This window comes from Terrabacter sp. 01T434 (assembly GCF_056398545.1).
Map to the genome: position 1 here is coordinate 1 of NZ_JBFTPP010000010.1, position 23927 is coordinate 23927.

At 70.8% G+C, this 23927-nt stretch carries 23 protein-coding genes; 19 read left to right on the forward strand and 4 right to left on the reverse strand.

Features of this window, described 5'->3' with window-relative positions:
• Window positions 1-1069 precede the first annotated feature (1069 nt).
• From AC1DIW_RS18540 to AC1DIW_RS18560, 5 genes are all read left to right on the forward strand, one after another.
• On the forward strand, window positions 1070-1270 hold the full coding sequence (locus AC1DIW_RS18540) for a hypothetical protein (protein WP_478110041.1): 201 nt from the start codon (window positions 1070-1072) through the stop codon (window positions 1268-1270).
• 122 nt (window positions 1271-1392) lie between these two features.
• Complete coding sequence (locus AC1DIW_RS18545) at window positions 1393-2133, forward strand: ANTAR domain-containing protein (RefSeq protein WP_478110042.1); 741 nt, start codon at window positions 1393-1395, stop codon at window positions 2131-2133.
• Between the two features lie 161 nt (window positions 2134-2294).
• Window positions 2295-3197: an SDR family oxidoreductase gene (locus AC1DIW_RS18550; protein WP_478110043.1), complete on the forward strand. Its 903-nt coding sequence runs from the start codon at window positions 2295-2297 to the stop codon at window positions 3195-3197.
• A 120-nt stretch (window positions 3198-3317) separates the two neighbouring features.
• Entirely contained in the window at window positions 3318-3587 is a 270-nt protein-coding gene (locus tag AC1DIW_RS18555) for a DUF7218 family protein (RefSeq protein ID WP_478110045.1), read from the forward strand.
• Window positions 3588-3680: 93 nt separating this feature from the next.
• A complete protein-coding gene (locus AC1DIW_RS18560) occupies window positions 3681-4295 on the forward strand; it encodes a flavodoxin family protein (RefSeq protein ID WP_478110047.1) in 615 nt (204 codons plus the stop codon).
• A gap of 23 nt (window positions 4296-4318) precedes the next feature.
• On the opposite strand, the gene AC1DIW_RS18565 is transcribed toward AC1DIW_RS18560, so the two are convergent.
• Window positions 4319-4822, reverse strand: a complete 504-nt coding sequence (locus tag AC1DIW_RS18565; RefSeq protein ID WP_442281047.1) for a MarR family winged helix-turn-helix transcriptional regulator — start codon at window positions 4820-4822, stop codon at window positions 4319-4321.
• A gap of 162 nt (window positions 4823-4984) precedes the next feature.
• Between AC1DIW_RS18565 and AC1DIW_RS18570 the strand changes: the two genes are divergently transcribed.
• The 8 genes from AC1DIW_RS18570 to AC1DIW_RS18605 all read left to right on the forward strand — a co-directional run bounded on the left by AC1DIW_RS18570 (window position 4985) and on the right by AC1DIW_RS18605 (window position 14039).
• Window positions 4985-6781 carry a thiamine pyrophosphate-requiring protein gene (locus AC1DIW_RS18570; RefSeq protein ID WP_478110048.1) on the forward strand — a complete coding sequence of 599 codons (1797 nt, stop codon included), beginning with the start codon at window positions 4985-4987 and terminating at the stop codon, window positions 6779-6781.
• 2 nt (window positions 6782-6783) lie between these two features.
• A complete protein-coding gene (locus tag AC1DIW_RS18575; RefSeq protein WP_442281076.1) occupies window positions 6784-7278 on the forward strand; it encodes a hypothetical protein in 495 nt (164 codons plus the stop codon).
• Window positions 7278-8003 (forward strand): gluconate 2-dehydrogenase subunit 3 family protein, encoded by a 726-nt coding sequence (locus AC1DIW_RS18580; protein ID WP_478110050.1) that lies wholly within the window; start codon window positions 7278-7280, stop codon window positions 8001-8003. Before AC1DIW_RS18575 ends, AC1DIW_RS18580 begins: the two co-directional genes overlap by 1 nt.
• A complete protein-coding gene (locus AC1DIW_RS18585; RefSeq protein ID WP_478110051.1) occupies window positions 8000-9688 on the forward strand; it encodes a GMC family oxidoreductase in 1689 nt (562 codons plus the stop codon). The genes AC1DIW_RS18580 and AC1DIW_RS18585 overlap by 4 nt, the downstream gene beginning before the upstream one ends.
• Window positions 9685-10809, forward strand: coding sequence for an enolase C-terminal domain-like protein (locus tag AC1DIW_RS18590; protein WP_478110053.1), 1125 nt, complete (start codon window positions 9685-9687; stop codon window positions 10807-10809). Before AC1DIW_RS18585 ends, AC1DIW_RS18590 begins: the two co-directional genes overlap by 4 nt.
• Window positions 10806-12572, forward strand: coding sequence for a glycoside hydrolase family 15 protein (locus AC1DIW_RS18595; protein ID WP_478110054.1), 1767 nt, complete (start codon window positions 10806-10808; stop codon window positions 12570-12572). The genes AC1DIW_RS18590 and AC1DIW_RS18595 overlap by 4 nt, the downstream gene beginning before the upstream one ends.
• A gap of 79 nt (window positions 12573-12651) precedes the next feature.
• A complete protein-coding gene (locus tag AC1DIW_RS18600; protein ID WP_478110056.1) occupies window positions 12652-13674 on the forward strand; it encodes an SDR family oxidoreductase in 1023 nt (340 codons plus the stop codon).
• Complete coding sequence (locus tag AC1DIW_RS18605; RefSeq protein ID WP_478110057.1) at window positions 13671-14039, forward strand: hypothetical protein; 369 nt, start codon at window positions 13671-13673, stop codon at window positions 14037-14039. The genes AC1DIW_RS18600 and AC1DIW_RS18605 overlap by 4 nt, the downstream gene beginning before the upstream one ends.
• Before the next feature lie 36 nt (window positions 14040-14075).
• Here AC1DIW_RS18605 and AC1DIW_RS18610 read toward each other — a convergent pair whose 3' ends face one another.
• On the reverse strand, window positions 14076-15263 hold the full coding sequence (locus AC1DIW_RS18610) for a zinc-dependent alcohol dehydrogenase (protein ID WP_478110058.1): 1188 nt from the start codon (window positions 15261-15263) through the stop codon (window positions 14076-14078).
• Window positions 15264-15487: 224 nt separating this feature from the next.
• On the opposite strand from AC1DIW_RS18610, the gene AC1DIW_RS18615 reads away from it, so the two are divergent.
• Genes AC1DIW_RS18615 through AC1DIW_RS18625 form a run of 3 tightly spaced genes read left to right on the forward strand, consistent with a single transcriptional unit; the run spans window position 15488 to window position 19079 of the window.
• The gene (locus tag AC1DIW_RS18615) at window positions 15488-17902 is read left to right on the forward strand and encodes a molybdopterin oxidoreductase family protein (protein WP_478110060.1); all 2415 of its coding nucleotides are present in this window, start codon (window positions 15488-15490) and stop codon (window positions 17900-17902) included.
• Window positions 17899-18381: a hypothetical protein gene (locus AC1DIW_RS18620; protein ID WP_442281057.1), complete on the forward strand. Its 483-nt coding sequence runs from the start codon at window positions 17899-17901 to the stop codon at window positions 18379-18381. Before AC1DIW_RS18615 ends, AC1DIW_RS18620 begins: the two co-directional genes overlap by 4 nt.
• Window positions 18378-19079: a GPR1/FUN34/YaaH family transporter gene (locus AC1DIW_RS18625; protein ID WP_478110061.1), complete on the forward strand. Its 702-nt coding sequence runs from the start codon at window positions 18378-18380 to the stop codon at window positions 19077-19079. The genes AC1DIW_RS18620 and AC1DIW_RS18625 overlap by 4 nt, the downstream gene beginning before the upstream one ends.
• 62 nt (window positions 19080-19141) lie before the next feature.
• Here the strand turns inward: AC1DIW_RS18625 and AC1DIW_RS18630 are convergent, their stop codons facing one another.
• Together AC1DIW_RS18630 and AC1DIW_RS18635 are read right to left on the reverse strand one after the other, a co-directional pair.
• Window positions 19142-19723 carry a DUF2231 domain-containing protein gene (locus AC1DIW_RS18630; RefSeq protein WP_478110063.1) on the reverse strand — a complete coding sequence of 194 codons (582 nt, stop codon included), beginning with the start codon at window positions 19721-19723 and terminating at the stop codon, window positions 19142-19144.
• 102 nt (window positions 19724-19825) lie between these two features.
• Window positions 19826-20671 (reverse strand): MBL fold metallo-hydrolase, encoded by an 846-nt coding sequence (locus tag AC1DIW_RS18635; RefSeq protein WP_478110065.1) that lies wholly within the window; start codon window positions 20669-20671, stop codon window positions 19826-19828.
• A gap of 307 nt (window positions 20672-20978) precedes the next feature.
• Between AC1DIW_RS18635 and AC1DIW_RS18640 the strand changes: the two genes are divergently transcribed.
• From AC1DIW_RS18640 to AC1DIW_RS18650, 3 genes are all read left to right on the forward strand, one after another.
• On the forward strand, window positions 20979-21512 hold the full coding sequence (locus AC1DIW_RS18640; protein WP_478110067.1) for a hypothetical protein: 534 nt from the start codon (window positions 20979-20981) through the stop codon (window positions 21510-21512).
• A 64-nt stretch (window positions 21513-21576) separates the two neighbouring features.
• Window positions 21577-22353: a hypothetical protein gene (locus AC1DIW_RS18645; RefSeq protein WP_478110068.1), complete on the forward strand. Its 777-nt coding sequence runs from the start codon at window positions 21577-21579 to the stop codon at window positions 22351-22353.
• The gene (locus AC1DIW_RS18650) at window positions 22353-23879 is read left to right on the forward strand and encodes an Ig-like domain repeat protein (RefSeq protein ID WP_478110069.1); all 1527 of its coding nucleotides are present in this window, start codon (window positions 22353-22355) and stop codon (window positions 23877-23879) included. Before AC1DIW_RS18645 ends, AC1DIW_RS18650 begins: the two co-directional genes overlap by 1 nt.
• Window positions 23880-23927 lie beyond the last annotated feature (48 nt).

The following is a 23927-nucleotide window of genomic DNA, read 5'->3' on the forward strand; positions in this document are numbered from 1 at the left end:
GCCACCCGCGAATACGTCGCTCGCCGCACTGCCGAAGGCAAGACCGGCCGAGAAATCAAACGCTGCCTTGCCCGCTACGTCGCCCGCGACCTCTATCGCCTACTCGAAAACACCACGACAGGCGCTTGACGAAGCATAGGAGCGTCGCACTCGCCTGCGCCACCCTGCAGAGGTCGTGCCGTGAGTCTCGACGCGTTGCTTTGCAACGCCACGGTGCCGCTTCGAAGGCGCCGCCTCGGATCGCTAGGGATTTGAGTTCTAAAGGCCCAGGGACACCGTCGGCATCGTCGCCAATGTTGCGCTGGAATCGTTCGACTGCGGCTAGGATCGCGGTTCCGTCCGAGAGCCGGGCCGGCATGAAAACGTGGCCTGACCTGCGTGAACAGATCAGGCCCCAAACGGTCGGGCTGACACGATTTGTACCTGCGCCCCCTTGACCCCCAGATCGGTTGGGGTCGCCTAGGACGCGCGCGACGACGGGCTGCGACTGCACGTTGAGGGCGTATGTGGGCACCGCGTGCAGTCCGTTGGGCCCAAGTTGGGCCCGCGACCGAACGCGCACGGCCGCGCGCTTGGTCTCGGCCAAGGACACCCTGGGTCGCTTGTTCACTGACTCTCCCGAGCTGGCATGGCCTCCACCCCCTGGTGGCTGCGATTCTCCCGAATCCGAACTCGGGGAACGTGCCGTTGACTGAGAGACGACTGGTCCCGGATTTGGCAGTGCCCGTGCTTGTGGTCAGCCGTACCGTGCTCCCGCGAGTGTGCAGGGCAAGACGCGCCGGTGCTTCCCTAACGCACCAGGTTGGTGTAAGGCGTAGGCCGGATGATGCGCGGCTGCACCATGCGACGCAACGCGAGCCCTCAGCCGTGCGATCCGGTGACACGTGGCCAGGGCGTCGACCCGCTCGCCATGGGATCATCGGGCCATGGCGAGTGAGTCCAAGAGCGCGTGGAGGCCGCCCGAGATGACGACGGCCAGCGAGACCCGCGTCGAGTCCGCCGCTTCCGTGAAGTGCGGGGCGGCCTTCCTCCGAGGCCGTGTGACGCCCAACGGTCGGCCCGTTGACTCATGACGTACGTCTGGGTCGCCGTTGTCGTGGTGCTCGTGCTCGGCGTCGGGCTCATCGTCTGGGGCTCGCTGTCGGGGCCGGGACCTTCGGGGCGAGATGTGTCCGCCCGGCGAACCGTCCAGACCCAGGTCGGTGCGGTGATGGTCGGCCTCTCGCTGTGCGTGCTGGTGATCGCCTACCTCAGGGCCAACTCGTCCTAGGCCGTGACAGAGGTCGCGCGCCCGACGTGCCCTCTTGCGCATGGAGGCCGATTCCACTCGTCCATCAAGGGATCCGAGGGAAGAGGGCGCTGCGGGGCCTCGAGATCCGGGATAATGCGCGCATGCACGACGATGCCGGCGACCTCTCCTCGGCCGTTGCGTTTGCCAGCCTGGCGCGCGACCTGACCGAGACCCCCGGATTTCTCCCCAAGCTGCAGCTGATCACGGCTGCCGCCACAGAGGTTGCCCCGTGCCGGTGGGCGTCGATCGCGGTCACGCCGCATCTGTCCTCGCTGCCCGCCAAACGGTCGGCCTCCACGGACCCGGCTCTCGGGGCAGTCATCGCCGCCATCGCGGGCAGCACTGGCTCGAGCCCGGGCATCGACGCCTTCCAGCGCGGGGTGACCGTCGACTGTCCAGACCTGGCACGTGAGCCGCGCTTCCCCGAGTACGCCGCCCGCATGCTCGCGGAGACCCCTGTCAGGTCCGTGCTCTCCACGGCCATCCGGATCCACGACGTCACCGCCGGCGTGCTCACCTTCTACGCCGCTGAGGCTGGCGCGTTCGACGACATGGCGCTGGAACGCGCCCTCCTGCTGACCGAGCACGCCGCGGTGGCGATCGCGGCCGAGCTCAGCGAGGACCGCGCCGACAACCTGGAGGCGGCCCTCGCGAACAGCCGAATGATCGGCACAGCTGTGGGCATCCTCACGGAGCGGTTCCGTATCCCGCCGGGCCACGCGTTCGCGAAGCTGCGGGAGGCGAGTCAGCACACGAACCGCAAGCTCCGCGACATCGCCGCCGAAGTCGTCGAGACGGGCACCCTCGCGGGCGACGCGGGGGCGGCACTCGAGGTTCCCTGACGTCGCAGCTCGGCCGGCGCCCGGTGCGACGTGGCCGGCGTCTACTCCTCTGCCCCCAAAGCTGCGGGCCCAGCTGGCAGGCCGAGGGCAGAGGAGTAGACGCCGCTGCGCTGGGTACGGCCCCTGAGACAGACCAGTTCCTCACCCCACGGAGACGCGCCGTGTCCGACATCGCCCGCCACGCTGAACAGCTCGCACGCCTGGACGGTCAGGGTGGCTTTCCTGCCCAGCAGCAGGAGCCACCCGGGCTCACCAGTGAGATGCACCCGGTGCCTGACCACGGGGAGAAGAGCTACGTCGGCCACAGTCGACTTCAGGGGCTTCGTGCCCTGGTCACAGGTGGGGACTCTGGCATCGGGCGCGCGATCTCCATCGCCTACGCCAGAGAGGGCGCCGACGTCGCGATCTGCTACCTGCCGCCGGAACAGTCAGACGCCGAGGACACCGCCAGGCTCGTCGAAGAAGCCGGCCGCGCGTGCGTCCTGCTCCCCGTCGACCTCGTCGACCGGCAGGCGTGCCTGCAGGTCGTCGCGGACGCTGTGCGGGGTCTCGGCGGGCTCGACGTCCTGGTCAACAATGCCGGCTACCACTGGGACCGTGGCCCCGCTGGTCTGGAGAGCCTGCAGCCCGAGCATGTCGAGCGCGTGCTGCGCACCAACCTGCACGCCGTGATCTGGCTCTGTCAGGCGGCCCTTGCCCACCTCGGCCCCGGCTCGTCCATCATCAACACGACGTCCATCCAGGCCTACGACCCGTCGCCGACGCTGCTCGACTACGCCGCGACCAAGGCCGCAATCAACAATCTCACCGTCAATCTCGCTGCGGCACTGGGCCCTAGAGGGATTCGCGTGAACGCCGTCGCCCCGGGGCCCATCTGGACGCCTCTCCAACCGGCGACACGGGACGAGAAGAAGATCGCGACGTTCGGGTCTGACACGCCCCTCGGCCGGGCCGGCCAGCCGGGTGAGGTCGCCCCGGCCTACGTCTTCCTCGCCTCGCCGTCCGATGCGAGCTACATCTCGGGCACGGTGCTCGGCGTCACCGGCGGGGGAGCCGTCTTCTGACGATACGGAGGGTGGCGTCGACGCGGCCGGCGATTCCGCCGCAACGGTCTTCCAGCAAGCGGTGCATGGCACGGCCCTTGGGTAAGCACCGTAGGACAGCGCGAACCCGAAGGAGGCTTCATGCCACGCAACAGCCCCGGCCCCTCGGTCAAGGACAAGAAGATGTACGAGTCTCTGCGCGACGAGGGAGCCAGCAAGGAGAAGGCCGCCCGGATCTCGAATGCTGCCGCGGCGAGCTTGCGGTCGAAGGTCGGGCGCAAGGGTGGCCACGCCAAGGACTACGACAACATGACGAAGGACCAGCTTATGCAGCGGGCCCGCGAGATCGGCATCAAAGGACGATCGACGATGAGCAAGTCCCAGCTCATCTTCGCCCTGCGCGACCACTGACGCCTCTGGCGTCGAGGCAAGGCCTCGCCACCCCATCCGCCCCGAATGACGGAACGAGGACCGCACCCGAATCGCCGAACGAGAGGTTGCACGATGACTTTGACCGCCGTCGCCCTCAACTGCACGCTGAGCCCCTCGCCCGCCGAGTCGAGCACCGAGCTGCTCGCCCAGCAGGTGCTCGACTCCCTCGCCGAGCACCGCGTCACCGGAGCGATGGTCCGCGTCGTCGACCATGACGTCCGGCCCGGCGTCGAGCTCGACATGGGTGAGGGCGACGAGTGGCCCGGCATCCGTGAACAGGTCATGGCCAGCGACATCCTCGTCCTGGCCACCCCGACGTGGCTGGGCCAACACAGCAGCGTCTGCCAGCGCGTTCTCGAGCGCCTCGACGCAGAGCTCTCCGAGAAGGACGAACAGGGCCGACCACTGACCTACGGCAAGGTCGCCGTCATCGTGGTCGTCGGCAACGAGGACGGCGCCGACCACATCAGCGCCGTCTGTTTCCAGAGCCTGAACGACGTCGGCTTCACCATCCCCGCTGGCGGGGTGACGTATTGGAACGGCGAGGCCATGCACGGCACCGACTACGTGGATCTGCCCGAGACGCCGAAGACGGTCGCAAGCACCACGAAGACCCTGGCCGCCAATGCGGCTCACCTTGCGAGGCTCCTCTCGGCCGACGCGTACCCGCCGTCGGACGACGGGTGATGCGGGAGCGTCGAGGGCCGGGCCTACCCGCCCCAGCCCAGGGCATAGAGGTCGGCGGCGGCGAGCCCTCCTGCGGCCCGGGCGAACTCGCGCAGTGCGGTGACGAGGCTGCGGCGGTCGTCCGCATCCATGCGGGCCAGGATCGGCCGGATCTGCTCTGCCCGCCCGTGCATGACCTCGTCGACGACCTCGCGACCGGCTGGTGTGAGGCGCAGGAGGAGCTGCCGGCGGTTGTCAGGGTCGTCCGTACGGTCGACGAACCCACGTGCCACCAGCCGGTCGCACAACCTACTGGCGCGGGTGAGGTGGATGCCGACCGCCTGCGCCAGCGCACCGAGCGACAGGGGCGGGCCGCTCGCCAGCACCACGAGCGCGCGCAGGTGGAGCAGGTCCGTGACGTCACTCGTGGCAGCCATCGACCTCGCGGTGATCGCGACGAGCACCCGGCAGGCGTCGAGGACGGCTTCGACCTCCGGGTCTCGGGGTCGGCGACTGTCAGCAGCCTCGCTGCGGTCCGGTTCAGGCACCGCCCAAGTCTCCGCGCAACTCTTGCAATCCGCAACTGTTGCGCGTAGAAAGAATACAGGTCTTCCTGTCAGACGCCGCTGGCGGAGGGCTCGCACGTGGCGAGCCGTGGGTCGGACCGGGTCCGGAGCCTCGCTCGTCGACGACCGACGAAGGAGATCGAGATGGCCCAGCAGGTTGCCGACGTGGTTCTCGCCCGACTGCGCGAATGGGACGTGCGTCAGGTCTTCGGCTTCCCGGGTGATGGGATCAACGGCCTGCTCGCCGCCTGGGGGAGGGCCGAGGACAACCCGCAGTTCGTCCAGGCCCGCCACGAGGAGATGGCCGCCTTCGAGGCGGTCGGCTACGCCAAGTTCTCGGGTCGGGTCGGGGTCTGTGCTGCCACGAGCGGGCCCGGCGCGATCCACCTGCTCAACGGGCTGTACGACGCCAAGCTCGACCACGTTCCGGTCGTGGCGATCGTCGGACAGACGGCACGCAGCGCGATGGGCGGGTCGTACCAGCAGGAGGTCGACCTGATGACCCTCTTCAAGGACGTCTGCTCCGACTACGTGCAGATGTGCACCGTGCCCGAGCAGCTGCCCAACCTCATCGACCGCGCGATCCGGATCGCCCAGGCCCGCAGTGCCCCGACGTGCATCATCTTCCCCTCCGACGTGCTCGAGCTCGACTACACCCCGCCCGGCCATGCGTTCAAGATGGTGCCCTCGAGCGTCGGCACCGCACGCGCCACCGCGTGTCCCGACGACCAGGCGGTGCGCCGCGCCGCCGACCTGCTCAACGCCGGCGGGAAGGTCGCCATGCTCGTCGGCCAGGGCGCGCGCGGCTGCGAGGCCGAGCTGACCGAGGTGGCCGACCTGCTCGGGGCGGGTGCGGCCAAGGCGCTTCTCGGCAAGGACGTGCTGCCCGACACGCTGCCGTGGGTCACCGGGTCCATCGGCCTGCTCGGCACCACCGCGTCGTGGGACCTGATGATGGGCTGCGACACGCTGCTGACCGTCGGCTCCAACTTCCCCTACACACAGTTCATGCCACCGTTCGACCAGGCCCGGGCCGTACAGATCGACCGCTCCGAGGCCTGGATCGGGATGCGCTATCCCTACGAGCTCAACCTCGTCGGCGACGCCAGGGCCACCCTCCAGGCCCTCATCCCGCTGCTGCACAGCAAGGAGGACCGCTCCTGGCGCGAGGAGATCGAGGGGAGTGTCGCCGACTGGTGGCAGACGGTCGACCAGTGGGCGATGAACGACGCCGAGCCGGTCAACCCGATGCGGATCTTCTCCGAGCTCTCCAGTCGTCTGCCCGGAGACGCCATGCTCGCCGCCGACTCCGGCAGCGCCGCCAACTGGTACGCCCGCAACCTGCGCTTCCACAGTGACATCCGCGGCTCGCTCTCCGGGACGCTCGCCACGATGGGCCCCGGCGTGCCCTACGTCATCGGCGCCAAGTGGGCCCACCCGGACCGCCCGGCGATCGCCCTCGTCGGCGACGGCGCCATGCAGATGAACGGCATGGCCGAGCTGATCACGGTCGCGCACTACTGGCAGCAGTGGACCGACCCGCGGCTCGTCGTGGCCGTGCTCCACAACAACGACCTGAACCAGGTGACGTGGGAGATGCGCGCCATGGAGGGATCGCCGAAGTTCGCCGAGTCTCAGACGCTCCCCGACGTCGACTACGCCGCCTTCGCCCGGAGCCTCGGGCTCGTCGGGGTCAACATCGACGACCCCGACCAGCTCGGCCCGGCCTGGGACGCCGCCCTGTCCGCCCAGCGGCCCACGGTGCTCGACGTGCGCTGCGACCCCGACGTGCCGCCGATCCCGCCGCACGCCACGATGGAGCAGGCCAAGGCGACCGCGGCTGCGGTCCTCCACGGCGACGAGGACCGGTGGGGCTTCATCAAGCATGGCGTCAAGATGAAGGCGCAGCAGGTGGTCCCCGGCCTCAAGGGCGGTGAGTGACCATGGCTCGGGGTGCCCAAGCCGCCACCTGGCTCGACCGGGCCCTCGTCGACGTCCGGACCGGACGGTTCGAGCGCGCCCTCGCCGGCCTGACCGCCGCCGGAGCCGGCATCACGACGGCCGAGATCTACCTTGCCCACGACGGCGCCAGCTTCGGCAACAAGCTCATGTGGTGGCCCGTCGCGATCCTGCCCGCGGCCGTCCCGGCTGGCGTCGCCGGCGTCTTCTCCAAGCGTGCCGCCCACACCGTGCTCCCGGCCGCCTCCGCCCTCATCATCGCCAACGGCCTGCAGGGGACGTGGCTGCACTGGCGCGGCGTCTCCCAGCGCCCCGGCGGCGTCACGCGCTACAACCTCGAGGCCGGCCCCCCGCTCTTCGCGCCGCTGCTGGCCACCCTCGTGGGGGGCATGGGCCTGCTGGCCGCGGTCCTGCGACGGGAGGATGACCCGCCAGCGCGTCCGCGTCATTGGGTCCGAGCCCGGCTGACGAGGGCCTGATGCCGTACCAGTCACCGAGCCGTCGCGCCGTCACCCCGCAGGGCCGCGGCCGCTTCCCCGGCTTCGACGTGCTCGACTCGGTCGACGCCTGGGACGACGTGACGGCCGGCGTCGTCCTCGGCCGCCTCGCGCACCCCTCCGACCTCGCCTTCTTCACCCCGCACGAGGTGTCGGTCGCGGCGCCGCTGCTCGACCTGCTCCTCGCGCAGGACGGCGAGCCGCGGGTGCCGGTGCTCGAGCTGCTCGACGCCCGCCTCGCGGTGGGTGAGACCGACGGCTGGCACTACGACGAGCTGCCCGAGGACGGCGACGCGTGGCGGCACACGCTGTCCTGGCTCGACCACGACGCGGGGGAGCACTTCGACGGTGCCCGCTTCGCCGAGCTCGACGCGAGCCGGCAGGCCGCACTGGTTCAGGACGTCCAAGAGCTCTCCTCAACCGGCAAACCGTGGCACGGAGCGTCCGCCGAGCACGTGTGGAGCCTGTGGACGCGATATGCGTGCACGGCCTTCTACTCCCACCCCTGGGCCTGGAACGAGATCGGCTTCCCTGGCCCGGCCTACCCGCGCGGCTACGTCGACCTGGGGGTGGGCGCCCGCGACCACTGGGAGGTCGCCGATGCGGTCGACCGGCGGCCCACCCCCTTCGCCGAACGCGTCGAGGCGGCTCGCCGTGAGCACGCCGCCCTGCTCGAGCGCCACGACCGAGAGGAGGGTATGCGTTGAGCCCGCTCCAGAGTCCCCGAAGCGAGCGCGAGCTGCGCGCCCGCAACGACTCCGCCTGGCTGGTGCCGACCGACGGCACGCGGACGAACCACCGCCTGCGCAACGACATGCGCCGCTTCGACGACACCGACGAGGTGGACCTCGTCGTCGTCGGTGCCGGGGCGGGCGGCAGCGTCCTGACCCAGCGCCTCGCCCGCGCGGGCTGGCGCGTGGTGTGCCTCGACGCCGGCCCGTTCTGGGACCCCGACGCCGACTGGGTCTCGGACGAGCGCGGCTCGCACACCCTCTACTGGACCGACCCGCGCCAGATCGGTGGCAGTGACCCCGTGCCGATGGGCTCGAACAACTCGGGTCGCGGCGTCGGCGGCTCGATGGTGCACTACGCCGGCTACACCCCGCGCTTCCACCCCAGCGACTTCTCCGTGCTGACCGACGACGGGGTGGGCGCGGACTGGCCGATCGCCTACTCCGACCTGCGCCCCTTCTACGAGCAGATCGAGCAGGAGCTGCCCGTCGCCGGGCAGGACTGGCCGTGGGGCGACCCGCACTCCTACCCACACTCAGCCCACCGGGTGGGCGGCAACGGGGAGATCTTCCAGCGTGGCGCGCTCGCCGCCGGCATCGAGACGCGTGTCGGGCCGGTCGCCATCGCCAACGGCCGCTTCGGCCACCGGCTGCACTGCATCTACCGCGGCTTCTGCCTGCAGGGCTGCAAGGTCAACGCCAAGGCCAGCCCACTCATCACGCACGTCCCGGACGCCCTCGCCCACGGCGCGGAGATCCGGCCCGACAGCATGGTCACGAGGGTCGCAGTCGACGACGACTCGGGCCGGGCGAGCGGTGTCACCTACCTGCGACGGGGGCGCGAGCACTTCCAGCGGGCCGGGGCGGTCGCCGTCGCCGGCTACTCCATCGAGACCCCGCGCCTGCTCCTGCTGTCGGCCACCGAGCGGTATGCCGCGGGGCTGGGCAACGACACCGACCAGCTCGGGCGCTACCTCATGGTCCAGGGGGCCCCGCAGGTCTCAGGCCGGTTCGAGGAAGAGGTCCGCGCCTACAAGGCCCCGCCGCCGGAAGTCTCCTCGGAGCAGTTCTACGAGACCGACCCGACCAAGCCCTACCGTCGCGGCTGGTCCATCCAGAACGTCAGCCCACTGCCCATCACGTGGGCCGAACACGTTGTCGCGCAAGGCCACTGGGGTGCTCCGCTGCGCGAGTACCTCCGCGACTTCGTGCACTGGGCCACCATCGGGGCGCTGTGCGAGTTCCTCCCACAGCCCGACAACCGGGTCACCCTGGCCGACGAGAAGGACCGGCACGGCCTGCCGATCGCGCACTTCTCCTACTCCCAGTGCGACAACGACCACATGCTGACCAAGGCCGCGACAGAGTCGATGGAGACGATCCTCAAGGCGGCCGGCGCCAGCGAGGTCATGACGATCGACCGCTACGCCCACCTCGTCGGAGGTGCCCGGATGGCAGCCCGGGCCGAGGACGGCGTCGTCGACGCCGACCACCGCGTCTTCGGGATCCCCAACCTCTACGTCGTCGACGGCAGCGTGCTGCCGACCCAGGGGTCGGCCAACCCGGCCCTGACGATCATGGCGCTGGCCGCCCGGGCAGCGGATCGCCTTGCGGCGCAAGCGCGGCAGGGTCTGACCGAGCAGCAGGCGGTGCGGCCGTGACTGCGAGAGCCAGGGACGCGGCATACGCCCGCGACGACAGCGCCATCACCGGAGTCGAGGCGGCGGTCTACCGCTTCCCGACGCCCGAACCCGAAGCCGACGGCACGCTCAAGTGGCACGCGACGACGGCCGTCACCGTCACACTCGAGGCGGGCGGCTGCACCGGCCTCGGCTGGACCTACTCGAGCCGCGCGGCGGCCGCGGTGGTCGAGGACGAGCTGGTTCCGCACGTGCTCGGCCGCAGCGCCCTCGACGTGACCGACGGCTGGTCGGCGATGCGCCGCGCCGTCCGCAACCTCGGCAGCAGCGGCCTGGCCATGCAGGCCATCAGTGCCGTCGACGTGGCGTGGTGGGACCTCAAGGCCCGGCTGCTGGGCGTGCCGCTCGGCGACCTGCTCGGCCGGTGCCGCGAGCAGGTGCCCGTCTACGGCTCGGGTGGTTTCACGACGCTCGACGACGCCCAGCTCGCCGAGCAGGTCGAGGCCTGGACCGAGGCTGGCTGCACGGCGATGAAGATCAAGATCGGCGAGAGCTGGGGTGCCGACCCCGAGCGCGACCTCCAGCGCGCCCGGCAGCTGCGCCGGCTCGCTCCCGAGGGCACGCAGCTCATGGTCGACGCCAACGGCGGCTACACCGTCGGCGAGGCCATCCGGGTCGGCGACCGTCTCGACGACCTGGGCGTCGGGTGGTTCGAGGAGCCGGTCTCCAGCGACGACACCGCGGCCCTTGCCGCCGTCCGTGAGGCGCTCACCTGCGACGTCGCGGCGGGGGAGTACGCCGCGACCCCCGACGACGTCACGGCTCTGCTGCCCGTCGTCGACTGCCTCCAGCTCGACGCCACCCGGTGCGGTGGCTACACCGGCTGGGTCCGGGGCGCCACCCTGGCCGAGGCGGCCCACCTGCAGGTCTCGGCGCACTGCGCCCCATCGCTGCACGCGGTCGTCGCGGCCGCGGTGCCCAACCTGCGGCACGTCGAGTGGTTCGTCGACCACGCGCGGCTCGAGCCACAGCTGCTCGACGGGATACCGGAGGTGGGCGACGGAGCCCTGCGCCCCCGGCACGACGGGACGGGTCACGGCATGACGGTGGGCGGGGGTGCACAGCAGTGGCGGGTCGCGTGAAGCTGCCGGCGGGTCTGCCGCTGCACGTCCTGCGGGAGTATGCCGTCCTCGCCGACGGCGAGCGTGCGGCCCTCGTCGGCCCGCGCGGCGAGATCGCCTGGATGTGCGCGCCACGGTGGCACGACGACGCCGTCTTCGGCTCGCTCATCGGCGGCCCCGGGACGTATGCCGTCACCCCGCTCGAGGAGCGCTACGTCTGGGGCGGCTACTACGAGGAAGGCACGCTCGTCTGGCGGGGCCGGTGGACTGCCCAGGACTGCGTCATGGAGTGCCGTCAGGCCCTGGCGTTCCCCGGCGACAAGGACCACGTCGTGCTGCTCCACCGCCTCGAGGCACAGCGGGGCGACGCCCGGTTCGCCGCGGTGCTCTCGCTCGGCGCCGGGTTCGGCACCGAGCCGATGGTCGACGTGCACCGCTCGGGCGGCGTGTGGACCGCCCGCGCCGGCCGGCACGTCATGCGCTGGACCGGCGCGCGGGACGCGCACTGGGTCGGGTCGGACAACCGCCTCGAGCTCGTCGTCGAGCTCGGCGAGGGCCAGAGCCACGACCTCGTCCTCGAGGTCGGCCGCGACCGCTTGCCCGAGCGTCCACCGGAGCCGGACGCGACGTGGTCGGCGACCATGAGCTCGTGGGCCGACGCGGTGCCGAGCTTCGAGCAGACCATCGCGCCCACCGACGCCCGGCAGTCGTATGCCGTCCTGCGCGGCCTCACGAGCGCCACCGGGGGGATGGTGGCGGCCGCCACGATGTCGCTGCCCGAGCACGGTGGCCGTAGCCGCAACTACGACTACCGCTACGCCTGGATCCGCGACCAGTGCTATGCCGGCCAGGCGGTCGCGGCGTGCGGCCCCCACCCGCTGCTCGGCTCCGCGGTCACGTTCGTGTCCGGCGCGCTGCTCGCGCACGGCAACGACCTGCGCCCGGCCTACACCGTCGAGGGCGGCCTCGTCCCGGACGAGCGGCAGCTGGACCTGCCCGGCTACCCCGGCGGCAAGGACGTCGTCGGCAACTGGGTCAACGAGCAGTTCCAGCTCGACACCCTCGGGGAGTCGCTCCTGCTCTTCGCCGCCGCCGAGCGCCACGGGATGCTCGACCTCGACGGGTGGCGGGCCGTGGAGACGTGCATCGACGTCATGCGGAAGCGCTGGAAGAAGCCGGACGCCGGCATCTGGGAGCTGGACGACCGCCGCTGGGCGCACTCGCGGCTCATCTGCGCTGCGGGCCTGCGTGCGATCGCCGCGGTCGCGCCGACCGCGCAGGCGGCGGAGTGGGCCGGCTTCGCCGACACCATCGTCGCCGACGCCACCTCCGACTGCCTCCACCCGAGCGGGCGCTGGCAGCAGAGCCCGCAGGACGAGCGGGTCGACGCCTCCCTGCTGCTCGCGGCCGTACGCGGTGCGGTGCCGCCCGAGGACCCGCGCAGCATCGCGACCCTCGCAGCGGTCCGGGACGAGCTCTCCGACGAGGGCTACCTCTACCGCTTCCGCCACGACGAGCGCCCCCTCGCCGAGGCGGAGGGTGTCTTCCTGCTCTGCGGTTTCCACATGGCGCTCGCCACCCACCAGCAGGGGGGCCCCGCGGAGGCGCTGCGGTGGTTCGAGCGCGGCCGGGCGGCGTGCACGACGCCGGGCCTGTTCACCGAGGAGTTCGACGTCCGCCAGCGCCAGCTGCGCGGCAACCTCCCGCAGGCCTTCGTCCACGCCGGGATGCTCGAGGCGAGCGCCCGACTGGCCGACGGACCCGGCACCCACCTGCACACCTGACCCAGCCCGCGCCACCGGCGCCCCACCAAGGTCCCACCGACGTCCCACCGACCCTGTCCGGCACGACGAGAGGAAGCCCATGAACGACGCACGCAACCATCGCCGCCAGGTCGTCGCAGTGACCGGTGCCAGCGGCGGCATCGGCCGTGCCACGGCGGTCGCCTTCGGTGCGCGCGGTGCCAAGGTGGCGCTGCTGGCCCGCGGCTCCGCGGGGCTGGAGGCGGCCGCCGACGAGGTGCGGGCGGCCGGCGGCCACCCGCTGGTCGTCGAGGTCGACGTGGCGGACGCCGATGCCGTGACCGCCGCCGTCGACACCGTCGAGCGTGAGCTCGGACCGGTCGACGTCTGGGTCAACGTGGCCTTCACCTCGGTCTTCGCACCGTTCGACGAGATCGACCCCGAGGAGTACCGGCGGGTCACAGAGGTCTCCTACCTCGGCTACGTCTACGCGACGATGGCGATCCTGCCGCGGATGAAGAGGCGCGGCCACGGCACGATCGTGCAGGTCGGCTCCGCGCTGGCCTACCGCGGCATCCCCCTGCAGACCGCCTACTGCGGCGCCAAGCACGCCATCCAGGGCTTCCACGAAGCGCTGCGGTGCGAGCTGCTCCACGAGAAGAGCCCCGTGCACGTGACGATGGTGCAGATGCCTGCCGTCAACACCCCACAGTTCCAGTGGGTGCGCTCGCGGCTGCCGAAGAAGCCGCAGCCCGTTCCGCCGATCTACGAGCCGCACGTCGCCGCAGGCGCGGTCGTGCATGCCGCAGCCCACCCGGAGCGCCGCGAGTACTGGGTCGGGGGCAGCACCGTCGGCACCCTCGCGGCCAACGCGATCGCCCCCGGTCTCCTCGACCGCTACCTGGCCCGCACCGGCTTCTCCTCGCAGCAGACAGACCAGCCGAGCAACCCGGAACGCCCCGACAACCTCGATAGCCCCGCCGACGAGCACCACGACTACGGCACGCGCGGCCCCTTCGACGCCCGGTCGATCGACCGCTCGCCGCAGCTCTGGGCTTCGCAGCACCACGGCCTGCTCGGTGCGGTCGGGGGGATCGCCGTGGCCGCACTGACCGCGGCCGTGACGACGCGGCGCTCGCGGTGAGGGGAGCGAACGCTGCCGACGTCGCGCTCGAGGTCGGCAGGGCGGCCTACGGGATCAGTGGCCTGGTCGCCCCGGCGCGGCTGGCGAGTAGGGAGCTCGGAGGCGTGCCGGGCCGCGCCACGGTGCGCGTCGCCCGGGTGCTTGCGGTCCGTCAGCTGGCGCAGGCCGTGGCCGTGGTCGTCGCGGGTGTGCCGGCCGCGCACCGCGCGGGCGCCGTGGTCCACGGACTCCATGCGGTGAGCATGGTGCCATGGGCTGCGGCGACCCGCCGCGACCGCCGCTACTACGTCACGAGCGCCGCGCTGGCCACCTCGCTCGCCGTGCTCGAGTGGCAGGTCGGCCGCCGCCGTCACAGGGTCGGGTGAGCCGGTGCAGCCCTCGACGGCGGCGCGCCACTTCCCTCAGCCGTGTGGTTTCAGCTGGATCTTGATGTGGCCGTCCCTCTTCTCCTGGAAGGCCTTGTACGCCTCGGGTGCCTGCTCCAGGGGGAGTCGGTGAGTGGCGAAGTCGTCGACTCCCAGAGGATCGTCGTCTGACAGGAGCGGCATGATCTCGTCGACCCATCTCTTGACGTTGCACTGGCCCATGCGCAGCTGGATCTGCTTGTCGAAGAGGGTCAACATCGGTATCGGGTCCGCCGCGCCGCCATAGACGCCGCTGAGCGAGATCGTGCCACCGCGACGGACGATGTCGATCGCGGAGTAGAGCGCTCCGAGACGGTCGACCCCCGCCACCTCCTGGATGGGCGCGGCTATGAACCGGGGGAGGAGCCCGGCCGCCTTCTGCACGGCCTTGGTGGCCGGAGAGCCGTGGGCCTCCATGCCGACGGCATCGACGACCGCGTCCGGCCCCCGGCCGTCCGTCAGGTCGCGGATGACGTCGCCGAGGTCGTCCCCGTGCTCGGTGAGGTCGAGAACCTCGATTCCACGGTCGCCCACGCGCTTCAGTCGCTCCGGCACGAGGTCGACGCCGATGACGCGGTACCCCTTGAACGCCCCGATACGGCAGGCGAAGTCACCGACGGGGCCCAGGCCAAGGACCACCAGCGTGCCTCCGTCTGGCACGGCCGCATACTCCACGGCCTGCCAGGCCGTCGGGAGGATGTCGGACAGGTAGGCGAACCGGTCGTCCGGCGGGCCCTCGGGCAGCTTGATGTGGGTGAACTGCGCCTGCGGCACCCGCAGGTACTCCGCCTGGGCGCCGGGTACCTGACCGTAGAGCTTGGTGTATCCGAACAGCGCAGCGCCCGTGCCCTGCTCGCGGACCTGAGTGGTCTCGCACTGCGTGTACAGCCCGGCCGAGCACATCCAGCAGTGCCCGCACGAGATCTGGAAGGGGATGGCAACCCGGTCGCCCACTCTCAGGTCGCCGGTATCGCCGCCCACGGCCTCGACGATCCCCATGGGCTCGTGACCGATGATGTCGCCCGGGGTCATGAAGGCCGCCAACGGCTCGTAGAGGTGAAGGTCCGAACCGCAGATGTTGGTCGTCGTCATGCGCACGATCGCATCGGTCGGTTCTTCGATGCGGGGGTCCGGCACGTCCTCGACGCGCACGTCCTGCTTTCCCTGCCAGGTCACTGCTCTCATGTGATTGCTCCGTAGGTCTAGCGGTTGATGGTTCTCTCGTGCCCACAACTGGGCCGCCATAACCGACGAGCCGGCACCCATCCTGGCGCGGCGCGTGTCGAAAGCGATGAGAGCTGATCCGGGACGGCGTTCCGTCTCGGGGGTAAGGGAAGCGCGACGGGTCGACGACCGGGTCGGCTCATGACGCCGCTTCGCCGACGGCTCGACCTGACGAGGAGACCGCTGTGTCGACCGAGGACCGCATAGCCCGGATCTGGGGCGACCGCACGCCCTACGCCAGAGGTGGCACGTGGCCCCAGAGGGTGGACCAGCACCTCGCCTCCGGGATCGTCGAGGCTGACGTCGACGGGTGGGTGCGGACGGCGTCGACCCTGCACTCGAACGGCGACGCGTTCGACGTGGCCGTTCGGGACGGGCGCATCGTGGGGGTCCGTGGCCGGGCCGAGGACCGGGTCAACCACGGGCGGTTGGGTCCCAAAGACCTCTTCGGCTGGCAGGCGACCCACTCTCCGGACCGGCTGACACGCCCCTTGGTGCGGCGGGACGGCGAGCTCGTCGAGTGTTCGTGGGACGAGGCCATGGATGCCGTCGTGCAGCGCAGCCAGGAGCTCCTCGAGGAGCAGGGCCCGAGCGCCATCGGCTTCTACACGACCGGACAGCTCTTCCTCGAGGAGTACTACACTCTGGCCCTCGTGGCACACGGCGGGATCCGCACCAACCACGTCGACGGCAACACCCGGCTCTGCACCGCCACGGCCGCTGAGGCACTCAAGGAGTCCTTCGGCAGCGACGGCCAACCCGGCTCCTACACCGACGTCGACCACGCCGACGTCATCGCCCTCTTCGGCCACAACGTCGCCGAGACGCAGACCGTCCTGTGGATGAGGATGCTCGACCGTCTCGACGGCGACGACCCGCCCGCGATCATCTGCGTCGACCCGCGTCGGACGCCGGTCGCCGAGCGGGCCACGGTGCACCTGGCCCCTCGACCGGGCACCAACGTCGCCCTGATGAACGGGCTGCTGCACGAGATCATCGCCAACGGACACGTCGACCAGGCATGGGTGCAGTCGCACACCGTGGGTTACGACGACCTGGAGGAGCTCGTCGCCCGTTACACCCCCGAGCTGGTGGGCACGATCTGCGACGTGCCCGCGGACGACCTCCGGCTCGCAGCCCGGCTCCTGGGGGAGGCAGAGGCGCTCCTGTCGACCGTGCTCCAGGGCTTCTACCAGTCCCACCAGGCGACGGCTGCTGCCGTCCAGGTCAACAACCTGCACCTCCTGCGCGGCATGATCGGACGGCCCGGCTGCGGCATCCTGCAGATGAACGGGCAGCCGACGGCGGAGAACACCCGTGAGTGCGGGGCCGACGGGGACATGGCCGGGTTTCGCAACTGGAGCAACCAGGCGCACGTCGACGATCTGGCGAAGGTCTGGAACCTCGACCCGAAGAAGATCCCGCACGCGACACCACCGACCCACGCGATGCAGATCATGCGATACGTCGAGGACGGGTCGATCCGCCTGCTCTGGGTCTCGGGTACCAATCCCGCGGTGTCGATGCCGGAGCTGGCGCGGATGCGCTCGATCCTGTCGCAGGACCGCCTCTTCCTCGTCGTGCAGGACATCTTCCTCACCGAGACCGCGCAGCTGGCCGACGTCGTGCTCCCCGCCGCGGCGTCGAACGAGAAGACTGGCACCCTGACCAACGTCGACCGCACCGTGCACCTGTCGGAGAAGGCCGTCGAGCCGCCGGGGGAGTCGCTGCCGGACCTCGACATCTTCGTGGAATTCTCCCGTCGAATGGGACTGCAGGACAAGGACGGTGAGCCGCTCGTCAAGTGGACGACGCCGGAGGAGGCCTTTGACGCCTGGCGCGAGTGCAGCCGCGGACGACCGTGTGACTACAGCGCCCTGAGCTACGAGAAGCTGCGCGGACCGAGTGGCGTCCAGTGGCCGTGCACCGACGCGGCACCGGAAGGGACCGAGCGCCTCTACGAAGGCGGGGTCTTCTGGGCGGCCCCGGACGAGTGCGAGACTTACGGCCGCGACCTCGAGACCGGCGCACCGCTGGAGGAGGGGGAGTACCGCGCCCTCAACCCCTTCGGGCGAGCCGTCATCAAGGCGGCCGACTACCGGCCGGCCCACGAGCTGCCGGACGAGGACCACCCGCTGCAGCTCATCACCGGCCGAACGGTCTACCACTTCCACACCCGCACCCGCACGGCGCGGGCCCCCGAGCTGCAAGCCGCCGCGCCCGAGGTCTGGGTCGAGGTGTCGGCCCACGACGCGCGTACCCACAGCCTCAAGGAGGGCGACGTCGCGGAGGTCCGCACCCGCAGGGGAGAGGTGCACGCGCGGGTCCGGGTGAGTGGGATCCGTCCGGGAGTCGTCTTCCTTCCGTTCCACTACGGCTACTGGGACACCGACACCGGTTGGCGCCCCGCAGAGCACGGACGGGCGGCGAACGAGCTGACTCCCACCGTGTGGGACCCCGCTTCGAAACAACCCATTTTCAAGACTGCCGCGTGTGCGATCCGCAAGGTCGCGGACGGTGACGGGACACCCGCTCCTGCACCGGACACGACCGCATCCGCACGCGTGTCCGTCGAGCTCACGGAAGGGGCGTCACGGTGAGGATCGGGACCGTCCTGAAGGACCTGCACCACGACGAGAACGAGCTGCGCCGGGCGCTCCTGCGCGTCGCGGACGAGCACCGTGCGGACCACGAGGTCTACTACGTAGGCCGTGACCTTGCCGACTGGAGCGCCCGACACGTGCGCGAGATCGCTGCCATCGCAAGCGAGTTCGACCAGGACCTCGATCCGTCACCCGACGGCGCGCCCTCGGTCGTCGACCAGGCACGTCGATGGATGTCGGAGCGCAGCGCCCGATCATCGGAGATGGAGCTCGTCATGGTGCGCGACCTGCGGGAGATCTACCTGCGCGCCTCGAGCGTGCTCACCGACTGGGAGATGATCGGCCAGGCGGCCCAGGCCATCGTGCACGACGACCTGCTCGCACTTGCGACGAAGTGCCAGGCAGAGACGAAACGTCAAGCCACCTGGGCGAACTCGAAAATCAAGGAGTCGTCGACTCAGGCGTTGGTCGTATGAACAGCAATGCGCGACCGGGACGTGGCGAAGCATGGTCGAGCACGCAGCCCGAGCTGCGGGTCGTGGTGCGTCCCCTCGGAAACCCGTTGCCGCTGGGCTTCCTCGCCCTCATGGTGGCGACGGTCGCCACCGCCATGCTCCAGCTGCACGTGCTCGAACCCTCGCAGGGGCGAGTCGTCGCCACCGGCATCCTCGTGCTGACCGTGCCGCTCCAGCTCGTCGCCTGCGTCCTCGGCTTCCTCGCGCGCGATCCGGTGGCCGGGACCGGCATGGGCATCCTGGCCGGCACCTGGGCCGGGATGGGCTTCGCGCTCCTGCTGTCACCACCCGGTGCGACGTCGTCGGCGCTCGGCGTGCTGCTGCTGTGCTCGGCGGTGGCCATGTGCGTGCCCACGGCGGCGTCGACCGGCAAGCTCGCGGCCCTGGCGGTGATGGGGCTCAGCGCGATGCGGTTCGCAGTGACGGGGATCGGCGAGCTCACCGGTTCCCAGACCTGGCTCTCCACTGCCGGCTGGGTAGGTCTGCTGCTCGGTCTCGTGGCGGCGTATGCCGCTCTCTCCTTCGAGCTCGAGGACGTGCGGCACGCGCCCGTGCTGCCCACCGGTCGCCGCGCCCAGGGAGCCGACACCATGACCGCTTCGGCCGCCGAGGGCCTGGCTTCGGTCCCGCACGAGGGTGGAGTCCGCAAGCAGCTCTGACGGACGTGATCGACGGGGCGGGTCAGCCTCCTCCGGCACCGCTTCTTCTGGGGCAGCCGAGCTCAGGCCGGCGTCAGCGGCATGGGCGCGGCCTCGGTCGTGGTGCCGACCTTCTCGCCGATGGCGAGATGGCCGCCGAGGTAGGCAGACACCCCGGACACCGAGAGACCGCCCAGCGCCAGTGCCACGCCCAGACCCTGCCGACGCGGTCGCGCTGCCCATGAGGCGGCATACAACGCGAGCGACGCCACGTTGAGGGCAGCGTGGACGGCCGCCACGCGACGTGGGCGGGCACCGAGGGCGTCGTACTCGGCCAGACCGGTCAGGGCGGCCGCCGGCGCGGTGGCGAGCCCGGCAGCGACGAGTCGCCGAGCGGGGACCGCGGCGCCGGGTCCACCGACGAGGTCGAGCAACGAGGCGGAGGCCCAGAAGCCGATCGGGAGATCGGTCAAGAAGGGGTGAGCTGCATGGCCGATCGACTCGCCGGTGACCACTCGCCTCCAGACCCCGCCGCCCCGGGCCTGCCGGGCCAGCGGCGAGAGCGCAGCAGCGGGCCCGTCGAGGGAGCTGCGGCCCTCGACGAGGCGCTCGAGCGCGCGGGCGGCAGCGGGGGAGCGGGTCGCGTAGCTGTCGTTGACGTCCATGACCGCCCTCTACCCGCTCACCGAGCCGGTGAACCCCTCGGAAACCCTCGGAACCCCTCGAGGCCCGCGGCATACGACCGCTGTGCTGCCCGGGACGAACGGTCAGGTCGCCGCACGGAGGAAGGGACTCGCCTCCGAAGGGCGAGTCGGGTCGGTGAGGTCGAGTCGCTCGCCGGGCCCGACCGGACGCACGGTGCACAGGCCGGGATCGCCCGCAGCTCGCAGGAAGTCCTGCAGTGGCGAACGGAAGACGCCGTAGTCCGAGTGGTGCACCGGGACCGCCTGGCCCGGGGTGACGCGCCGCAGGAAGTCCACGCCCTGCTCGGCGTCCATGGTCACGGTGTGCATGAGGACACGCGTGCCACCCAGGTGGACGACTGCCGTGTCGATCTCGGGGAAGCGCGACCGGATGTCGTCGAGGTGGTCTCCCGTGAGGGTGTCGCCGCTGACGTAGAGGCGGTGCCGGAGCCGCCCGGCGACGCGGTGCTCGACGACCGATCCCATGACAGGCGGCAGGGCTGCGCGAAGCAGCCCGCGCGCATGGATTCCGGGGACCGAGGTGATGGTGAGGCCTTCGTCACCGTGGGCCAGCTCGACCTGGTCCCACGGGGACAGCCCCTGCGTCCTGAAGCCCCAGCGGCTCAGCCGGCGGGCTGCCTGCGGGGTCGTCACGACGGGGAGCTCCCGAGACAGTCCCTTGCGGGCGACCCGGTCGAAGTGGTCGCCGTGCAGGTGGGAGAGCAGCACTGCGTCCACCGGCGGGACCTCGCCGACCGTGAGGGCGGGGTCGGTGAGGCGGCGGGACCACAGACCCTTGCCGAGGTAGGCCCGCTGCCCCCGGTGCAGGAAGTTGGGGTCGGTGAGGAGCGTGAACGAGCCGAGCTCGATCAGCGTCGTGGCCGTCCCGATGAAGGTGAGCGCAGCGGGGTGGGTCGACGCGTCGTCCATCGGATCTCCTTCGGGAGGTGGGCGCGGGCCGCTCTGAGGGGCCGCATGCCATCTCTCTACCCAGCCGCAGGTTCACGTACCGACGAACGCCGAGCCGAGATCTCGCCCCAGACCCCGTTACGTGTCCCGTGAATCGTGCTGTCAGGCAAGGAGTCCGGTAGTCATCTGCAAGAACTCCCGTGGAACCGCAAGCAATCCGCAAGGTATGCGAAATGTTCGCCGAGGCGCCCCTTTTTTGCCGTTTTGAGTGTCAATGTTTCGCCAGCAGCACACCAAGAAACGGTAAAGCCACTCGAGGGGAAAGGTCATGGACGACTCCATGCGCACTCACAAGACGAGTTCCAAGAACGCCAAGAACTCGAAGAAGAAGAGGTCCGCCGCCCTCCTGGCCGCTGGGGTCATCGGACTCGCGACGGCCGGCGGCGCCTACGCCTACTGGACGAGCCTCGGTGGCGGCACGGGAACGGCCACCACGAAGGCCGGTTCCACGAGTGCTCTCGTGGTCACGGGCAACGTCACCAACGCGATGTTCCCCGGCGACAGCCCGCAGACGGTGAACGTGACGGTGATGAACAACGGCACCGAGAACTACCGGCCCCAGGCGGTCAAGGCCTACGTCACGACCAACAAGACGGGTTGCGACGGATCGGACTACCTGCTCAACGGTGTGCCGGCTCCCCTCACCGCGGATACCGCCGCCACCATCGCCGTGACCTCCGTAGACCTCGCCCCAGCCGCGACTACGACGGGCTCTTTCACCATGCAGTTCAACAACAAGGCAACGACTGACCAGCAAGCCTGCAAGGGCGCTGCGGTGACGATCACCTACGTCGCCAGCTGAGACCCGGGCGGGGTGGGAGCCGACTGGACCCCGGCGCCCACCCCGTTCGGCTTGACCGGGGGCCATGAAGGCAGCACTCGACACCGTTCGGACCGCGGAGGACCACGTGAAGACGCCGATCACCGCCAGGCATGCTGCCCTGGGGCTGTTCGTCGTCTTCGTCGCGGTCCTGCTGGCGCTGCTCGGGATGACGCGCATCGCGCCCGGCACGACGGTCGAGGCGCCGGTCCTGACGTCGGTGCCCGCCGACCCGACCTCGACGACGACCAACAGGGCAACCTGGGTCGACGACCAGCCGGGCGTCCGGTTCCGGTGCTCCGTGGACGACGGCTCGTGGTTCGACTGCGCGTCGCCGCTGACCTGGGAGCTCGACCCCGCCAGGACGGACCGCCACCGGCTGTCCGTCCTGGCGGTCGACGGTTCCGGCCGTGAGTCGGCCACCACGACCTACTCCTTCTCCTACCGGGACGCGCCGCTGGCATACGGCCTGCGGTTCGCGGTGGCAGGGGACATCAGCGAGCTCGCGCCCGGGCTCTGGCGCGAGGTGCCGGTCCAGGTCAGCAACCCGAACGGGATCCCGATCCGCCTGACCGGTCTCACGCTGTCGGTGGCCCCGGACAGCACTCCGCCAGGTTGCGCGGCAGCGACCAACGTCGAGGTCCGGCAGCCCCGGTTCGTCGCCGGCCTCGTCGTGCCGGTCCCTTCTCGGGCCACGGTCACGCTCCCCACCGAGGGCGTCTCCGCCGCTGCGATCCGCCTCCGAGACCTGCCGGACGTCAACCAGGACGTCTGCAAGAACAAGGCCTTCACCCTCACGTGGTCCGCGGTGGCCGAGCAGTGATGCACCGCCGCACCACCCCGAAGCCGCGCGCACGCCGTGCCGCCCCGAACCGCGGCGTGCGCGCTCTCGGCATCCTCGTGGTCCTCGCGGTCCTCATGGGTGTGTCCGGCACCGCATGGGCCTTCTGGACGACCGCCGGTCGTGGCACCGGGACCGCCTCGACGGGCACGCTCGCCGCGCCGTCCGGGGTCTCGGCGACGTCTCCGGCGGGCAGCTCGAGCGTCGCCGTCTCATGGACGGCTCCCGCGAGCGGCGTCGTCCCTGCCGGGTACTGGGTCGAGCGGACCGACACCGCCACGGGGTCGAAGGCCGCAGCCTGCGCGAGCTCCGCCTCTGCGCTGCTGACCGCGACGTCCTGCTCCGACGGCTCGGTGCCTGACGGCACCTACAGCTACACCGTGTATGCGGTTCGCTCGGGGTGGACGGCAGTCAGCGCGCCGAGCGCCACCGTGACCGTCTTGCGCATCATCGCGACCAGCATCTCGCTCACGTCATCGCCCAACCCGTCCGTCGTGGGCCAGTCCGTCACTCTCACGGCGACGGTCACCGCCGCGTCGGGCACCCCGACCGGAACCGTGGTCTTCCGCGACGGCGGCACGGCGATCACGTGCTCCGGCGGCAGCCAGACGCTCAGCTCGGGCACGGCGACCTGCGTCGTCGCCTGGGCCTCCACCGGGACGCGCAACCTCACGGCCACGTATGCCGGGTCGGCGCCGTACGCCGCGTCGTCCTCTGCCGGGGTGTCGCAGTCCGTGGTCAAGCGGTCGCAGACGATCTCGTTCACCTCGATCGCCCCCGCCTCGGCCACGGTCGGGGGCGCGGCCTACACCGTCACAGCCACCGCGACCTCCGGCCTGGCCGTCACCTTCTCGAGCACCACGACGGGCGTCTGCACCGTCTCAGGGCCCACCGTCTCCGTCTCCTTCGTCGCCGCCGGCACGTGCACCATCGCCGCCGACCAGGCCGGCGACGCCACGTATGCCGCAGCCGTCCGGGTGACGCAGTCGTTCACCGTGTCCAAGTCCGCGCAGTCGATCACGTTCACCTCGTCCGCTCCGGCGTCCGCGATGCTCGGGGACGCGCCCTACGCGGTGGCCGCGTCGGCGAGCTCGGGACTGGTCGTGACCTTCACGAGCGCCACCCCATCGGTGTGCACCGTCAGCGGGACCAGCGTCAGCTACGTCGCCGCCGGCACCTGCTCCGTCAACGCCGACCAAGCCGGCAACGCGACCTGGGCCGCAGCCCCACAGGCCACCCAGTCCTTCCTTGTGACCCCGACCCCGACGGCGCCGACCGGACTGGCCGTCGACGCCAGCGGGAACAGCGGAACCGCGACGTGGACCAGCGTCCCCGGCTACACCTACGAGTGCCAGATCACGAACGGCAGCAGCCCGCCCGGCACGTCTAGCTGGGCGCCATGTACCGCGCCGTTCATGATCCCCCCTGGCAACGGCAAGCAGACCGTCTACGTCCGCGCGCTCCGTGGGGCGGTGGTGAGCACGCCCGCCTCTCAGTCCTTCAAGTAGTCAAGGACCCAACACCCGGGGTGCCGGGCCCCGCGGCGTTGGTCCGTG

Coding starts and splice junctions, on each gene's coding strand:
- AC1DIW_RS18610 (WP_478110058.1), bottom strand. CDS start 15,263: ATGAGAGCAGTGACCTGGCAGGGAAAGCAGGACGTGCGCGTCGAGGAC.
- AC1DIW_RS18545 (WP_478110042.1), top strand. CDS start 1,393: ATGCACGACGATGCCGGCGACCTCTCCTCGGCCGTTGCGTTTGCCAGC.
- AC1DIW_RS18640 (WP_478110067.1), top strand. CDS start 20,979: ATGGACGACTCCATGCGCACTCACAAGACGAGTTCCAAGAACGCCAAG.
- AC1DIW_RS18635 (WP_478110065.1), bottom strand. CDS start 20,671: ATGGACGACGCGTCGACCCACCCCGCTGCGCTCACCTTCATCGGGACG.
- AC1DIW_RS18540 (WP_478110041.1), top strand. CDS start 1,070: ATGACGTACGTCTGGGTCGCCGTTGTCGTGGTGCTCGTGCTCGGCGTC.
- AC1DIW_RS18600 (WP_478110056.1), top strand. CDS start 12,652: ATGAACGACGCACGCAACCATCGCCGCCAGGTCGTCGCAGTGACCGGT.
- AC1DIW_RS18570 (WP_478110048.1), top strand. CDS start 4,985: ATGGCCCAGCAGGTTGCCGACGTGGTTCTCGCCCGACTGCGCGAATGG.
- AC1DIW_RS18580 (WP_478110050.1), top strand. CDS start 7,278: ATGCCGTACCAGTCACCGAGCCGTCGCGCCGTCACCCCGCAGGGCCGC.
- AC1DIW_RS18555 (WP_478110045.1), top strand. CDS start 3,318: ATGCCACGCAACAGCCCCGGCCCCTCGGTCAAGGACAAGAAGATGTAC.
- AC1DIW_RS18560 (WP_478110047.1), top strand. CDS start 3,681: ATGACTTTGACCGCCGTCGCCCTCAACTGCACGCTGAGCCCCTCGCCC.
- AC1DIW_RS18630 (WP_478110063.1), bottom strand. CDS start 19,723: ATGGACGTCAACGACAGCTACGCGACCCGCTCCCCCGCTGCCGCCCGC.
- AC1DIW_RS18645 (WP_478110068.1), top strand. CDS start 21,577: ATGAAGGCAGCACTCGACACCGTTCGGACCGCGGAGGACCACGTGAAG.
- AC1DIW_RS18625 (WP_478110061.1), top strand. CDS start 18,378: ATGAACAGCAATGCGCGACCGGGACGTGGCGAAGCATGGTCGAGCACG.
- AC1DIW_RS18650 (WP_478110069.1), top strand. CDS start 22,353: ATGCACCGCCGCACCACCCCGAAGCCGCGCGCACGCCGTGCCGCCCCG.
- AC1DIW_RS18575 (WP_442281076.1), top strand. CDS start 6,784: ATGGCTCGGGGTGCCCAAGCCGCCACCTGGCTCGACCGGGCCCTCGTC.